The 14,696-nt window shown below is 70.1% G+C and carries 16 protein-coding genes; 10 read left to right on the top strand and 6 right to left on the bottom strand.

From position 1 onward, the window contains the following. Positions 1-4: 4 nt before the first annotated feature. Positions 5-1,273 carry a 3-phosphoshikimate 1-carboxyvinyltransferase gene (gene aroA / locus WBA97_RS36565; RefSeq protein ID WP_424235599.1) on the bottom strand — a complete coding sequence of 423 codons (1,269 nt, stop codon included), beginning with the start codon at positions 1,271-1,273 and terminating at the stop codon, positions 5-7. An 82-nt stretch (positions 1,274-1,355) separates the two neighbouring features. On the opposite strand from aroA, the gene WBA97_RS36570 reads away from it, so the two are divergent. From WBA97_RS36570 to WBA97_RS36590, 5 genes are all read left to right on the top strand, one after another. Then, the gene (locus WBA97_RS36570; RefSeq protein ID WP_424235600.1) at positions 1,356-2,114 is read left to right on the top strand and encodes an SOS response-associated peptidase; all 759 of its coding nucleotides are present in this window, start codon (positions 1,356-1,358) and stop codon (positions 2,112-2,114) included. Further along, entirely contained in the window at positions 2,111-2,722 is a 612-nt protein-coding gene (locus WBA97_RS36575) for an alpha/beta family hydrolase (RefSeq protein WP_424235601.1), read from the top strand. The genes WBA97_RS36570 and WBA97_RS36575 overlap by 4 nt, the downstream gene beginning before the upstream one ends. Before the next feature lie 90 nt (positions 2,723-2,812). After that, positions 2,813-3,469, top strand: a complete 657-nt coding sequence (locus tag WBA97_RS36580; protein WP_424235615.1) for a sigma-70 family RNA polymerase sigma factor — start codon at positions 2,813-2,815, stop codon at positions 3,467-3,469. Then, complete coding sequence (rsrA, locus tag WBA97_RS36585) at positions 3,466-3,762, top strand: mycothiol system anti-sigma-R factor (protein ID WP_424235602.1); 297 nt, start codon at positions 3,466-3,468, stop codon at positions 3,760-3,762. The genes WBA97_RS36580 and rsrA overlap by 4 nt, the downstream gene beginning before the upstream one ends. Positions 3,763-3,768: 6 nt before the next feature. Then, positions 3,769-5,259, top strand: coding sequence for a sensor histidine kinase (locus WBA97_RS36590; RefSeq protein ID WP_424235603.1), 1,491 nt, complete (start codon positions 3,769-3,771; stop codon positions 5,257-5,259). A gap of 235 nt (positions 5,260-5,494) precedes the next feature. Here the strand turns inward: WBA97_RS36590 and WBA97_RS36595 are convergent, their stop codons facing one another. Both WBA97_RS36595 and WBA97_RS36600 read right to left on the bottom strand, forming a co-directional pair. After that, complete coding sequence (locus WBA97_RS36595; RefSeq protein WP_424235604.1) at positions 5,495-5,749, bottom strand: WhiB family transcriptional regulator; 255 nt, start codon at positions 5,747-5,749, stop codon at positions 5,495-5,497. Positions 5,750-5,990: 241 nt separating this feature from the next. Then, on the bottom strand, positions 5,991-6,926 hold the full coding sequence (locus WBA97_RS36600) for a diacylglycerol/lipid kinase family protein (RefSeq protein ID WP_424235605.1): 936 nt from the start codon (positions 6,924-6,926) through the stop codon (positions 5,991-5,993). Between the two features lie 59 nt (positions 6,927-6,985). On the opposite strand from WBA97_RS36600, the gene WBA97_RS36605 reads away from it, so the two are divergent. Both WBA97_RS36605 and WBA97_RS36610 read left to right on the top strand, forming a co-directional pair. Next, positions 6,986-7,396 (top strand): hypothetical protein, encoded by a 411-nt coding sequence (locus WBA97_RS36605; protein WP_424235606.1) that lies wholly within the window; start codon positions 6,986-6,988, stop codon positions 7,394-7,396. 97 nt (positions 7,397-7,493) lie between these two features. After that, a complete protein-coding gene (locus WBA97_RS36610) occupies positions 7,494-8,228 on the top strand; it encodes a S1 family peptidase (RefSeq protein ID WP_424235607.1) in 735 nt (244 codons plus the stop codon). Between the two features lie 104 nt (positions 8,229-8,332). Here the strand turns inward: WBA97_RS36610 and WBA97_RS36615 are convergent, their stop codons facing one another. Together WBA97_RS36615 and sodN are read right to left on the bottom strand one after the other, a co-directional pair. Continuing rightward, positions 8,333-8,944, bottom strand: coding sequence for an acid phosphatase (locus WBA97_RS36615; protein ID WP_424235608.1), 612 nt, complete (start codon positions 8,942-8,944; stop codon positions 8,333-8,335). Positions 8,945-9,069: 125 nt separating this feature from the next. Next, positions 9,070-9,477: a superoxide dismutase, Ni gene (gene sodN, locus WBA97_RS36620; RefSeq protein ID WP_424235609.1), complete on the bottom strand. Its 408-nt coding sequence runs from the start codon at positions 9,475-9,477 to the stop codon at positions 9,070-9,072. 81 nt (positions 9,478-9,558) lie between these two features. On the opposite strand from sodN, the gene WBA97_RS36625 reads away from it, so the two are divergent. Next, positions 9,559-9,879 carry a S26 family signal peptidase gene (locus tag WBA97_RS36625; protein WP_424235610.1) on the top strand — a complete coding sequence of 107 codons (321 nt, stop codon included), beginning with the start codon at positions 9,559-9,561 and terminating at the stop codon, positions 9,877-9,879. On the opposite strand, the gene WBA97_RS36630 is transcribed toward WBA97_RS36625, so the two are convergent. Next, positions 9,852-10,457: a dTDP-4-dehydrorhamnose 3,5-epimerase family protein gene (locus WBA97_RS36630; protein WP_424235611.1), complete on the bottom strand. Its 606-nt coding sequence runs from the start codon at positions 10,455-10,457 to the stop codon at positions 9,852-9,854. The genes WBA97_RS36625 and WBA97_RS36630 overlap by 28 nt on opposite strands. Positions 10,458-10,671: 214 nt before the next feature. Between WBA97_RS36630 and WBA97_RS36635 the strand changes: the two genes are divergently transcribed. Both WBA97_RS36635 and WBA97_RS36640 read left to right on the top strand, forming a co-directional pair. Continuing rightward, positions 10,672-11,877 (top strand): NAD(P)-dependent malic enzyme, encoded by a 1,206-nt coding sequence (locus tag WBA97_RS36635; protein WP_424235612.1) that lies wholly within the window; start codon positions 10,672-10,674, stop codon positions 11,875-11,877. A gap of 55 nt (positions 11,878-11,932) precedes the next feature. Continuing rightward, positions 11,933-14,491 (top strand): EAL domain-containing protein, encoded by a 2,559-nt coding sequence (locus WBA97_RS36640; RefSeq protein ID WP_424235613.1) that lies wholly within the window; start codon positions 11,933-11,935, stop codon positions 14,489-14,491. The last annotated feature ends 205 nt before the right edge of the window (positions 14,492-14,696 follow it).

Consider the following 14,696-nt stretch of genomic DNA (forward strand, 5'->3'; position numbering starts at 1 on the left):
GCCATCACCGTTGCGCCCCGAGCATGCCCGCCCACATGGCGGGGAAGTCCGGCAGCGTCTTCGAGGTGGTCTCGATGTCGTCGACCTCGATGCCGGGCACCGCGAGGCCTACGATCGCGCCGGCGGTCGCCATCCGGTGGTCGGAGTAGGCGTGCCACAGGCCCGCGTGCATCGGCATCGGCCGGATCGCGAGGCCGTCCTCGGTCTCGGTCGCGCCGCCGCCGAGCGCGTTGATCTCGGTGGCCAGCGCGGCGAGCCGGTCGGCCTCGTGGCCGCGCAGGTGGGCGATGCCGCGCAGCACGCTCGGGCTGTGGGCGAGCACGGCCAGCGCGGCGACGGTCGGGGTCAGTTCGCCCACGTCGTGCAGGTCGACGTCGATGCCCTGCAGCTGGTCGGGGCCGTGCACCGTCAGCCCGGCGTCGTCGCGGGTGACCGTGCAGCCCATGCGGGCCGCGATCTCGCCGAATTTTTCACCCGGTTGGGTAGTGTTCGTCGGCCAGCCCGGCACGGTGACCGAGCCGCCGGTCGCCGCCGCGGCGGCCAGGAACGGCGTCGCGTTCGACAGGTCCGGCTCCACCACCCAGTCGCGGGCCGCGATCGGGCCCGGTGCCACCCGCCACACGTTGGGCTCGGTGTCGTCGACGGTCACCCCGGCCTCGCGCAGCATCCGCACGGTCATGTCGATGTGGGGCAGCGACGGGACGGGTTTGCCGTCGTGGTGGACGGTCAGCCCCGCCTCGTACCGCGCGCCTGCCAGCAGCAGACCTGAGACGAACTGTGAGGACGCCGACGCGTCGATCGTGACAGAACCACCGGCGAGGCCGCCCTTGCCGTGCAGCGTGAACGGCAGCGCGTCACCGTCGATGGCCGCGCCCAGCGCCCGCAGCGCGTCGAGCACCGTGCTCATGGGCCGCTCGCGAGCCCTCTGGTCACCGTCGAAGTGGATCTCGCCGTCGGCGATCGCGGCGGCGGGCGGCACGAACCGCATGACCGTGCCCGCGAGCCCGCAGTCGACCCTGGCCGGGCCACGCAGACCGGGGTGCGCGGCGACCACGACCTGGTCACCGCTGTCGTCGATGGGCACGCCAAGCGCCAGCAACGCGTCGATCATCAGGCGGCTGTCACGGCTGCGCAGCGCGCCGGTCAGCGTGCCGCCGCGTTCGCTCAGCGCGGCCAGCAACAGCGCCCGGTTCGTGATCGACTTCGAACCCGGCACGGCCACGGTGGCGCGGACGGGGGCGGTCGCGGACGGCGCGGCCCAGGGCTGTGTCATGCGTGCATGATCCCGCATGTCGCGCTGCGCGGTGCAGACTGTCGGTGGGCCATGCCACCATCCTTTCCAGGAGGTGATCGAGGTGTGCGGGAGATACGCCGCCACGAAGGATCCGGCCACGCTGGCCGCCGAGTTCGACGCGCTCGACGCGACCGAGGACCACGCGCCCGCCACGGACTACAACGTGGCGCCCACCAAGGACGTGGTGGCGGTCGTGCAGCGGCACCCGCGTGACGAGGAGGGCAACCCGGACCCGTCGACCACCGTGCGTAGCCTGCGGGTGATGCGCTGGGGCCTGGTCCCGGTGTGGGCGAAGGACCTGTCCATCGGCGCCCGGATGATCAACGCGCGTGCCGAGAAAGCGGCCACGACCTCCGCGTTCCGCACGTCGGTGGCCAAGCGGCGCTGCATCGTCCCCGCGGACGGCTGGTACGAGTGGCGCCGGGACGGCAAGGTCAAGCAGCCGTTCTTCATGACCAGCCCGGACGGCCACAGCCTCGCGATGGCCGGTCTCTGGTCGGTGTGGCGGGATCCGGCGGCCGAGGACGGCCCCCCGGTCGTGAGCGCCGCCGTGCTCACCACCGACGCGATCGGGCAGCTCGCGGGCGTACACGACCGGATGCCGCTGCTCATGACGCCGGACAAGTGGGCGGCCTGGCTCGATCCGGACGTCGCCGAGGTCGACGAGCTGCTGGCCACGCCGCCGCCGCTGGACCTGGTGGAGTCGCTGGAGCTGCGGCCCGTGTCCACCAAGGTCAACAACGTCCGCAACAACGGCCCCGAGCTGCTCGAACGGGACGAGGAGAAGACCGACCTCACCCTGTTCGACAATCCGTCATGACCACGCAGACGATCGACACCCCGCACGGCCCGGCCCGCGTGGAGCTGCACTGCGCGCCGGAGGGGCGCGCCGGGCTGTTGCTCGGGCACGGCGCCGGTGGCGGTGTCGGCGCGCCCGACCTGGTCGCGGCCACCCGTGGCGCGACCGCCGCCGGCGTGCACGTGGCGCTGGTCGAGCAGCCCTACCGGGTCGCAGGCCGCCGCGCACCCGCCCCGGCCGGACAGCTCGACACGGCGTGGCTGGCGGTGGCGGAGCGGCTGTCACACGAGTGGTTCCACGAGTTGCCCCTGGTCTTCGGTGGCCGGTCGTCCGGTGCGCGGGTGGCCTGCCGCACGTCCGAGGAGGGGCTGGCCGTCGCGGTCCTGTGCCTGGCGTTTCCGGTGCACCCGCCGGGCAGGCCGGAGAAGACCCGGATGCCGGAGCTGAACGGCGTGACAGTGCCCACGTTGGTGATCCAGGGCGAGTCCGACCCGTTCGGCATGCCGGACCACGGGCACCACCGCGAGATCGTCGTGATGCCCGGTGACCACTCGCTGAAACGCGACGCCAAGGGCCTCTCGCGGACCGTGGAGGAGTGGCTTGGCCGGATCCTGCGCCCCCTCGACTGACGGAATGTCCTGGGGGAATCCCCTGTTGTACGTGAGGTGCTGACTCAGACCCGCCGCGTATCCTCACAGGAGTCCCATGCGATACCGATGATGGGACAGTTCCTACTGGAAGGGAGCACGGTGCCGAGCACCGAAACCCAGCCAACCCCCCGGGCTGAGACCGAGCAGGAGCGGGCGGAGCGCTTCGAGCGCGACGCCATGCCGCTGCTGGACCAGCTGTACTCCGCCGCGCTGCGGATGACGCGCAACCCGGCCGACGCCGAGGACCTGGTCCAGGAGACCTACCTCAAGGCGTACGCGGCCTTCGCCTCGTTCTCGGCCGGTACGAACCTGAAGGCCTGGCTCTACCGCATCCTCACGAACACCTACATCAACGGGTACCGGAAGCGGCAGCGTCAACCTCTGCAGTCCCCGACCGACGAGATCACGGACTGGCAGCTCGCGCAGGCCGAGTCCCACACGTCGTCCGGGCTGCGGTCCGCCGAGATCGAGGCGATGGACCGCCTGCCCGACAACGACGTGAAGGAGGCCTTGCAGCAGCTCCCAGAGGAATTCCGGCTCGCCGTGTACCTCGCCGACGTCGAGGGCTTCGCTTACAAGGAAATCGCGGAGATAATGCACACGCCGATCGGGACGGTGATGTCCCGATTGCACCGCGGCAGGCGGCAGCTTCGCGACCAGCTGGCCGGGGTCGCGCGTGACCGAGGGTTCATGCGGTCGGCCAAGCATGAGGTGAACGGATCATGAGTTGCGGCGACGCCCACAAGACCGACTGCTCGGAGGTGTTGTCCGAGGTGTGGCTCTTCCTGGACCACGAATGCGATGACAAGCGCCGTCGGCTGCTGGAGCAGCACCTCGACGAGTGCAGTCCCTGCCTGGAACAGTTCGGCATCGACGAGCATCTGAAGGTGTTGCTCGCCCGCAAGTGCGGTGGTGAGCACGCCCCCGACTCCCTGAAGCAGCGTCTCCGCGACGAGATCAGGAAAACCGTCGTGGACCAGGGCGGCGTTCCGGTGCAGAACAAGTCGGACCTCCCGTAGCTCCCTTTGTCGACTCTCTCTGATCTCCTCGCGGAGCACACGAAGCTGTCCGGTGGCGAGGTCGACCACCTCCAGATGGTCGTCGCCGAGTGGCAGCTGCTGTCCGACCTGTCCTTCGCCGACCTGCTCATGTGGGTCCCGGTCGGCGAGGGCGCCGCGCTCGAGGAGTTCCTGTGCGTGGCCCAGGCCCGCGCGACGACCGCACCGACCTCGCATCCCGAGGACGTGGTCGGCAGCCGGGTCGTCGTCGACGAACATCCGCAGCTGCGCAGGGCCATGATCGAGAGAAGGGTGTGCCGCGAGGAGGACCCGTCGTGGTATCTGGGCGTACCGGTCCGCCGCGAGACCATCCCGGTCACCTACGACGACCGGGTCATCGCGGTGCTGTCCCGCGAGACCGATCTCGCGGTGCCGAGGGTGCCGTCGTCGCTGGAGATCGCCTACCTCGGGATCGCCGCGGACCTGTGCCAGATGGTCGCGGACGGCAGCTTCCCGACCTCCGAACCCGCGGCGGACGTGCACACCTCCCCGCGCGTGGGTGACGGGCTCATCCGGCTCGACCCGACGGGCGCGGTGGTGTTCGCGTCCCCGAACGCCCAGTCGGCGTACCACCGCATGGGTCACCCCGCGGACCTGGTCGGCGTCCGCCTGGCCCCGCTGACCAGAGGCCTGATCGCCGACCCGTTCGACGCGACGGAGATCGCCCAGCGCGTTCTTGCCGCACTGGATGGCCAGCCGTCGATGCGCGCGGAGGCGGAGTCGGGCCGGGGCGCGGCGGTGCTGTTCCGAGCGCTGCCACTGCGGCCGGGCGGTAAGGCAGCGGGTGCTCTGGTGCTGGTCCGCGACGTGACCGAGGTCCGCCGCCGGGACCGGGCGCTGATGTCGAAGGACGCCACGATCCGCGAGATCCACCATCGGGTGAAGAACAATCTGCAGACGGTGGCCGCGCTGCTGCGCCTGCAGTCCCGCCGCACGGCGAGCGAGGAGGCCCGCGCCGCGCTGGGCGAGTCGGTCCGCCGGGTGGCGGCGATCGCGATGGTGCACGAGGCGCTGTCCACGTCCGTCGACGAGCGGGTGGACCTGAACTCGTTGGTGGACAAGGTGATTCCGGTGGTCGGCGACGTGGCGGTGGCGGAGAACCACGTGCGCGTGCGCCGCACGGGCCAGTTCGGCGTGGTGGCCGCGGAGGTTGCGACGCCACTGGTGATGGTGCTGACCGAGTTGGTGCAGAACGCCGTCGAACACGCCTACCCCGCGGGCGCGAGCGGCGAGGTGGTCGTATCAGCCGAGCGCTCGGCGAGGTGGCTGGACGTTCTGGTCACCGACGATGGCCGCGGCCTGCCGAGGGGTTTCTCGCTGGAGCGCTCGAACGGGCTGGGCCTGCAGATCGTGCGCACGCTGGTCGAGTCGGAGTTGCGGGGTTCGCTGTCGTTGCGCCGCAGGCAAAGGGGCGGCACGGAAGCGTCGCTGCGTGTCCCACTGTCCCACCGCCGCTGACGCGAGGGCGGCCGTCGGCCCCCCGATTCCCAGCGTAGCGGCGGCCACCGACAATTGCGCTGGTCAGGGCGGGGTTGTCCACAGCGGACAGGATTGTCCACACCCCGGCCGAACAGGGCAGGAATTGTCGGTGTCGCCTCGTAGGCTGGTAATCGGGGGCCGGCGGCCGCCCCCGGACAGACAAAGGCCCGGTGCCTGTTCGGCACCGGGCCTTCGGCAGCTCTGAGTACTACGTTCAGACGTTGCTGCGAGTGCGGGTCCGCGCATTGCGGCGCTTGAGCGCACGGCGCTCGTCCTCACTCATCCCGCCCCAGACGCCCGCGTCCTGACCGCTCTGGAGCGCCCAGGTCAGGCAGTCGGATGCGACGGGGCAGCGATGGCAAACGGCCTTCGCCTGAGCAACCTGCAAAACAGCCGGACCACTAGTTCCCACGGGGAAGAACAGCTCGGGGTCCTCGTCACGGCAGGCAGCGTTGTGGCGCCAGTCCATTTCTACTTGCTCCTCGCTTTGGGCGCGTTCCGGTGCGCCTCTAGTCGTCAAGCCGGTCGTTGGGGTGCTTGTGAATGCTTTCACGAACCAGCCATATGTCAAGACCTCTTCATCACCGAGTGCGTGAACTCACCCGAAAGCGCGACGTCAGAGGCTTGCGGCTGCGTTGGGCAACAATTTGATCACAGGTGCATCTCGTGGATCACCACTCTGGGTCGCCTCCATTCCGACAACGGAAGGGCTACCCGACGACCCGCAGAGCATGCCTCACAGACGTGATTTCAACGCAGGTCCGCTCCCCGATGAGGTCGCCGTCGCACTGCACGCGAACGGGTACCTCACTCGTGATCCGCATGCCGGGGACGTCGTCGTGCCGGAACAGTCGCCGCCCTCGGGTCTCACCCTTCCGGCTGATCGCCTGACGGAGGTGCCGGGCAACTGTGGGTAAAGCCAGGCTGCGCAAGGCGAAAACACCCAGCCCCGCGTCGAACCCCGTGCCGCGGTTGAGGTGGATCGGCCGGGCGCCGAGGTAGGTCCACGGGTCCGTGTTGGACACGAACACCAGCCGCAGTCCGGTGGCGGGCTCCATGCCGGGAATCTCGACGGTCAGCTGCGGTTGCCCGTGTGCAGGCCTGAGGTACTGCGTGAGCGCCACCCGGGTGTACAGCGCCGGGCTCGCCTTCTTGCCGCGCTTGCGGTCCACCTCGGCCACGACGTCGGCGTCCCACCCGACGCCCGCGCTGAACGTGAACCAGCGAGGCGCCTCGCCGGGGGAGCCCGACTCGACCCTGCCGAGCCCGACCCGCCTGCGTGTGCCGCTCTCGAGCGCGTGCAGCAGCTGGTAGGTCGCGTCGACGGGGTCGCGCGGCAGCCCGAGCGACCGCGCGAACACGTTGGCCGACCCGCCGGGCACGATCCCGAGCATTGGCACCGAGCTGCTCGGCCCGCTCGCGAGCAGACCGTTGACGACCTCGTTGACCGTGCCGTCACCCCCGTGGGCGACCACCAGGTCGGCGCCGTCGACCATCGCCTGCGCGGCCGCCGCCATGGCGTGGCCGCGGTAGTCGGTCTCGAGCACGTCGAGCTTCACCTGGCTGGCCAGTGCGTGCGCCAGCACGTCACGGCCGGCCGCGGTGGTCGCGGTCGCCTTGGGGTTAACCACCAGCACTGCACGCATAACCGCAGGGTAGCTACGATCCAGTGCGTCTGTCCGTCCCCGCTCCTGGAAGGCCGCCCGTGCGCATCGAGACCGACGCCCCGAAGACGGTCCGCGGCGCGGGTCTGCTGGTGGTTCTGCAGGGTCTCGTCGGCGTCGTGTTCGCGGTGGCGCTGCTGATCAGGGCGCTCTCCGGAGCGGAGACCATCAGCAACCTGTACGGCCAGGCCGCGTACTTCGTGGTGCTGGGTGGCGCCGTGCTCGGCTGCGGAGTCGCGCTGTTCCTGGGCAAACGCGGTGTTCGCGGCCCGATCACGGTGATCCAGATCCTGCTGCTCGGCGTCGCCTGGTACGCGATCGGCCCGTCCGACCGGCCCGGGTACGGCATCCCGGTGGCGGCGGTGTCCGTGCTGGTCCTGAGCCTGCTCTTCAACGTCAAAGCCCGGGTGTGGGCCGAGGACCGCGCGGGTCTCGACGAGGATCCAGACTAACGGCGGGTAGTGGATCCATCTCGAACAAGTGACCCTTTGAAGGTCCTTGTCAGCCCCTGCTCCGCGGTCAAGAGCCGCGGTTTTCGAGGTGATCTGCATGCGTATCGGTCGTGTCGGGGCGGCCCTCGCGGGTGCGGCGTTAGCCGCGCTCGGTGTCCTGGGTGGTGCGACGGCGAACGCCGAAGTGCCCACCGGGAACGTTGGGCCGACGATCATTGACGGCGGCAACGCCACATCGGGTCCGTGGGCGGCACGCTTGTTCGTGGACGGCCAGGAGAACTGCTCGGCGACGATCATCGCGCCGACGTGGATCCTGACCGCGCAACACTGCGTGGCCGGCAGCGGGACCTACACCTTCCACATCGGCAGCCTGGACCAGACCCAGGGCGAGCAGGCGACGGGCGTCGCGATCCACACGCACCCGTCGGCCGACCTGGCGCTGGTCGAGCTGGACCACGCGGTGAGCGCGACCTACGCGCCGCTGGGCAACCCGGACGCGGTCGAGGTCGGGGAGACCGTCCAGGTCTACGGCTGGGGTGCCACGTGCACCGACCGCCCGGAGATCGAGTGCCAGTCGCAGCTGCTGAAGGTCGCGAACGTCGGGGTCAGCTCGGTGAGCTGCTCCGACTACCTTGGCGGCACGGCGGTCTGCGCCAACCGCATCGACGGCATCACCGCGGGTGGTGACTCCGGTGGCCCGATGTTCGCCACCGCGCCGGACGGCTCGTACGTGCAGGTCGGTGTCGCGTCCACCAGCGACCGGCAGTCCTTCACCGCGTACGGCAACATCACCGTCTACCGCGACTGGATCGCCGGTCTCGCGGGAGTCTGACAGAGCACGCGAGGGCACGAACGCCGCGCCGGGCGCCCACCCGGTGCGGCGTTTCCCTTTGCCAGGCCACCGCGTCCACATCGGACGGACGGATCAGCGGCGCCTCAGTCGTGGGGGAAGTCCCGTTCCGGCAACGGTGGCACGTTCAGCCGCTTGATCTGCGGCACGCCGCGCTCGTCGCCCAGCACGGAGATAGCCGCCGCGTCCAGTGCGAAGTGGACGCCCGACGTCGGCGCCAGTCCGAGCCACGTCGCCACCAGTACGCGGCTGAAATGCCCGTGCCCCACCAGAACCACGTCGCCCTCCGGCAGGAGCGCACGCACTCGCGACAGGATCGCCGACGCCCGCGCGCCGACCTCGGCGCCCGACTCCCCGCCAGGGCACGGGTGCGTCCATACCGTCCAGCCCGGCACGGTTTCGCGGATCTTCGGCGTCGACTGGCCCTCGTACTCGCCGTAGTCCCACTCCGCGACGTCCTCCGTCACCTCCGTGACCGTCAGGCCTGCCAGTTCCGCCGTCCGCATCGCACGCTGCCGCGGCGACGACACCACCAGCGCCAGCGGCTGGTCCTCACGCAGGCCCGCGAGCATCGAACCCGCGTCCCGCGCGCGCCGCTCGCCGTTCGCGGTCAGCGGGATGTCCGTGCGGCTGGTGTGCTGCCCGCTGCGTGACCACTCGGTCTCGCCGTGGCGGAGCAGGTACAGGAGTCCGGTCATGATCTACAGTCTCGCTTCCCGCGTGGCGATCCGCTCCATGTGCCGCTCGCCCAGGCGCCCAGCGCGACCAACGACAAACGGCGCCGACTCGTGCGAGTCAGCGCCGTTTCGACCGGGGTGAGACCTCAGGCCTTCTTGGTCTCCCAGAAGATCTTGTCGATCTCGGCGATGTAGTCGAGGAGTTCCTGGCCCTTGGCGGGGTCCATGGAGCCCTTGGTGCCGGACGCGCCAGCGGCCTTCGTCGCCTTGTTGACCAGCTCGTGGAGCTGCGGGTACTTCTCGAAGTGCGGCGGCTTGAAGTAGTCGGTCCACAGGACCCACAGGTGGTGCTTCACCAGCTCGCTCCGCTGCTCGGCGATGAGAATCGCGCGGGTGCGGAACTCCGGGTCCTCGTTGTCCTGGTACTTCTGCTGGATCGCTTTGACCGACTCGGCCTCGATGCGGGCCTGCGCCGGGTCGTACACGCCACAGGGAAGGTCGCAGTGTGCGGTGGCTTCCAGGCGTGGGCCGAGAATGCGCGACAGGAGTCGCATCTTTCCTCCTGAACAGGTTGACGCTCCGACGCACCGGACACTACTCCCGGCATGCTGGTCGGACACGACGGAGGTGATCGAGTGAACCCGCTGGGGTGGCTGCCCTACCGGCGCATCCGGGTGCGCGGGCCGTCCATGGCACCCACACTGAAAGACGGCGACGTGGTGCTGGCACGCAACCGCCGGAACCCTCGATCGGGTGATGTGGCAGTGGTCACGTGGGTGGCGCGGCCGGGGCAGTTGTCGATCAAGCGGGTCGCCGGGGGCGACGCGGGCGGCTGGCACGTCGAGGGGGACAACGCGAACGCCAGCACCGACTCACGCGAGCTGGGACCGGCGCTGGTGCACGGCGTCGTCGTCGCGCGCCTGTGGCCTCACCCGAGGCTCCTCAGCTCCCGGTAGCGCGCCAGGCAGTCCTCGTACCGGGGGAGGAGGCCGGCGGACTCCGCTTCCGCGAGGGTCGGGGCGGAAGTGTCCTTGTCGGACAGCAGCAGCTCCAGGTCGGTGGGCCACGGCAGGTCGAGTGCCGGGTCCATCGGCGTGATGCCGTGCTCGGCAGGCGGGTTGTACGGGGTGGAGCACAGGTAGGAGATCACTGTGTCGTCCTCGAGCGCGACGAACGCGTGGCCGACGCCCTCCGGCACGTACACGGCGAGGAAGTCGACGGGATCGAGGCGCACGACGTCCCAGACGCCGAACGTTGGCGAGCCGGTGCGGATGTCGAACACGACGTCGAGGAAGGCGCCCGCGGGGCAGTACACGTACTTCGCCTGTCCCGGCGGTACGTCCGCGAAGTGCAGGCCACGCACGCTGCCGCGCCTGGACCTGCTGTGATTGCTCTGCGCGAGCCGCAGCGGGTGGCCGACGGCCTTGGTGAAGGCCGCCCCCTGGTACGGCGACACGAACACGCCGCGCTCGTCCGGGAAGGACCTCGGGGTGAACTCGAACACGCCTGGGATCTTGAGCTCGCGAACCTCCATGTGACGGAGGGTACGCGACAGCCACGAGCCGCCCTGTCTACACTGTGGGATACCGCAGCGTCCGCGGTCGCTCGCTCTACAAGAAGCGTGCGGTCGACGTGCCCGGCCTGGTCCCACCGCATCGGTGCACCCAACCGATGTTCGACCACGCCGCGATCGAGCGGAGCCAACCTGCCAGAGCCATGGCTTCCGCACGCCCCGCAGGAGGGACGCAATGACCGCCGTGAACGACCCGCTGGCCACCGACCTGAACACGCCCGTCGACAGCCCTGTCACGGACGCTGAGATCTTCCGTGCCCACGAGGGCGGCAAGCTGGACATCTCGGTACCGCGTTCGATCACCGACTCGCGTGCGCTGTCCATCGCCTACACCCCCGGGGTGGCGAAGGTGAGCCGTGCGATCGCCGAGGACGCCTCGCTGGTGCACAAGTACACCTGGACCTCCCGCCTCGTCGCCGTCGTGAGCGACGGGACCGCGGTGCTCGGCCTCGGCGACATCGGGCCGAGGGCCTCGCTGCCGGTCATGGAGGGCAAGGCAGCACTGTTCAAGACCTTCGGCGGCCTGAACTCGATCCCGCTGGTCCTCGACACCACCGACGTGGACGAGATCGTCGAGACCCTGGTGCGCCTGCGGCCGTCGTTCGGCGCCGTGAACCTCGAGGACGTGTCGGCGCCGCGCTGCTTCGAGCTGGAGAAGCGGCTGATCGAGGCGCTCGACTGCCCGGTCATGCACGACGACCAGCACGGCACCGCGATCATCCTGCTGGCCGCGCTGCGTGGTGCGAACGCGGTGCTGGACAAGCCGATCGGCGACCAGCGGATCGTCATCGCCGGTGCGGGTGCGTCGGGTGTGGCCTGCGCGAACATCCTGCTGTCGGCGGGCGCGGGCGACGTCACCGTGCTCGACTCGCGCGGCATCCTGCACGAGGGCCGCGACGGCATGAACCCGGTGAAGGCCGAGCTCGCCACCCGCACGAACTCCGCCGGGCTGCGTGGCGGCACCGCCGAGGCCATGCGGGGCGCCGACGTGTTCGTCGGGCTGTCCGGGTCGACCGTGTCCGAGGAGCTGGTCGCGTCGATGGCCGGTGGTTCCGTGGTGTTCGCGCTGTCCAACCCGGACCCGGAGATCCACCCGGACGTGGCACGCAACCACGCCGCGATCGTGGCCACCGGGCGCAGCGACTTCCCCAACCAGATCAACAACTCCCTCGCGTTCCCCGGGGTGTTCCGTGGCGCGCTGGACGCGGGTGCGCGGCGCATCACCGAGCACATGAAGCTCGCCGCGGCGGAGGCCATCGCGGCGGTCGCCGCGGAGGACCTGTCGGCCGACTACATCGTGCCCAGCGCGGTGGACCCGCGGGTCGCGGCGGAGGTCGCCGCGGCTGTCGCCCGTGCCGCCAAGGAAGACGGGGTAGCCTGAGCACCGGCGGGAAGATCGGCGGCTGCGCCCGACCCGCCGGCATGCGGGTGGAAGGATGGGCGTGGTGGCCGAGCATGTCGTACGTGCCGGCCCGCTCCCTGGCGAGCGGCTGACCGGTGGTTCAGCCCTGCCCTCCGGCCCGCAGCCACGGGTGGACATCGTCAGCACCGGTCAGGAACATGCCTCTCAGCTGCTGGAAGGCGCGGAGCGGATCGCCGAGCTCGGTGTCTGGAGCATCGACCTCGAGACGAAGAAGGCGTACTTCTCCGACGGCGTGCGCAGGCTGTGCGGACTGCCGGACACCTGCACGGTGTCCGACGCGATGCGCCTCGTTTTCGCCGATGACCAGGCGGTGCTCGGCGAGTTCCGTGCCCGCCTGGTCACGGGAGCGGAACCGATGCCGATCGAGGCCGAGCTACGGGACGTGACCGGCGAGCGCGTGTTCCAGATCCGCGCGCAGGGCGAGTTCGACCAGCACGGCGCCATGATGCGCGCGACCGGCACCGTCCAGGACGTCACCAAGCTCCGGATGGCCGAGCAGCGGGTCACCCAGGACCGGCGGCTGTTCGGGGACGCGCAGCGGGTCGCCAGAATGGGCACCTGGGAGTGGAACATCGAGACCGGCGAGTGCATCTGGTCGACGATGCTCTACGAGCTGTTCGGTGTGGATCCGAGCACGCCGATCACCTACAACGACTACCTGAGCCTCGTGCACCCGGACGACCGCGCCTGGGTGGACCAGCGGTGGCGGGACCTCGCGGCGAGTGGGCGGCCCATCGAGTGCGAGCACCGCGCGGTGCTGCCGGACGGCTCGTGGCGGGTGTTCCGCTGCCGCGGCGACGCGCTGAACGCCGAGCGGGGCCGGTCGATCATGATCGGCACCGCGCAGGACGTCACCGAGCAGCGGTCCACCGAGACCCGCATGATGCGCTCGTCGCAGCGATTCTCCGACCTGGTCGCGATCGCGCCGGTCGGCATCGGGCTGTTCGACGAGTCCGAGCGGCTGGTCGACGCCAACGACGCGCTGTGCAGGCTGCTGCAGATGGATCTGGAACGGTTGCGCGGCACCGCGGCCGCCGACCTCACCCACCCGACCGACCGCGGTGAGTCGTTGCTCGCCGGCGCGTCCCGGCGCAACGGTGACACCCGCGCCGGGCAGCGGGTGCTGGTGACGGCGTCGGGCAAGACCGTGTACTGCGAGCTGAGCGTGACCGTGTCGGTGGCCGACGACGGCAACCGGTTCTGGCTCGTGGTGTTCTCCGACGTGACCGAGCGGCGCAGGGCCGCGGAACGGCTGCGCTACCAGGCCACGCACGACGAGCTGACCGGCCTCCCCGGCCGTGCCGCGTTGAACGAGCTGCTCAACCAGCTGCTCGGCGGACCGGACGCGGACAAGGTCGCGCTGTTGTTCTGCGACGTCGACAACTTCAAGCGGGTCAACGACTCTCTCGGCCACGACGTGGGCGACGAGCTGATCACCGCGCTCGCCCGGCGGCTGGAGCGCGGGATGCCGCCCTCGTGCACGGCGGGCCGCATGTCCGGCGACGAGTACGTGGTGATCTGCTCGGACGTCGAGGAGGTCGGTGGGGTCGAGGCACTGGCCAACCGCGTCGCCCAGTTGTTACGCGCGGCGGTGCCGGTACGCGGGCAGCTGCTGCGGGTGTCGGCCACGATCGGCGCCGCGACGCCGACCGGGCCGGAGACGTCCGCAGCGGACCTCCTGCGGTTCGCCGACGCCGCCATGTTCAACGCGAAGCGGCAGGGCACGGGCCGGGTGCAGCTCGCGAGCGAGGCGTTGATCGCGTCCGCCAACAGTCAGATGATGCTGGAGGGCCAGCTCCGCGACGCGATCACGAACGACGGTCTGGTGCTGCACTACCAGCCGGTCGTCAGTCCGGACGGGACGATCATGTCGGCGGAGGCACTGGTCCGGTGGCCGCACCCGGAGCGCGGGATGCTGCCGCCGGGCGAGTTCCTGCCGGTGGCCGAGCAGGGTGACCTGCTGCGTGAGCTGGACCGGTGGGTGCTGCGGACCGCGCTGTGCGAGGCGTCGAAGTGGCCGATGATGGCCGGCGCCGTGCTTGGCGCCGGGGTCGGGGTGGCGGTGAACCTGGCCGGTCTCGTGCCGGGCGACCCGGAGTTCACCGACATCGTGGCCGCCGCGGTCGCGGAGACCGGCATCTCCTGGGACCGCGTGGTGCTGGAGCTGGTGGAGACCTCGCTCATCGACCTGCCGTCCCGCACCCGTGACGTGATGACCGAACTCGCCGACCGCGGCGTGCGGTTCGCCGTCGACGACTTCGGCACCGGCTACTCGTCGCTGGCGCGACTGAAGGAACTGCCCGCACAGATCATCAAGATCGACCGCGCGTTCGTGTCCGGTGTGGCCACCGAGGCCGCGGACTTCGCGGTGGTGCGCGCACTGGTCGACATGGCACGGGCAATGGGCCGCACATGCGTCGCCGAAGGCGTGGAAACCGACTCCCAGTTCCACGTACTGCGCAGCTTCGGCGTCGAGGCCTACCAGGGCTGGCTACTGTCAAAACCCCTCCCCGCAAAAGAGTTCCGCGAACTCCTCCGCATGGGCCCAGTCCACATCCCCCGAGGCTCCTAACCCGCGAGTCCACGCTTCGGAACCCGCGAGTCTTCGATTGGGAACCCGCGAGTCCACGGTTCGGAACCCGCGAGTCTTCGGTTCGGGACCGCCGAGTCTTCGGTTGGGAACCCGCGAGTCTTCGGTTCGGGACCGCCGAGTTGGTGGTTCGCGTGCTTTGCTCGCGCGTTCTGAACGGCAAACTCGCGGGTCCTGAACCGTGGAC

The organism is Actinophytocola sp., from assembly GCF_049647105.1.
Lineage (GTDB): Bacteria > Actinomycetota > Actinomycetes > Mycobacteriales > Pseudonocardiaceae > Actinophytocola.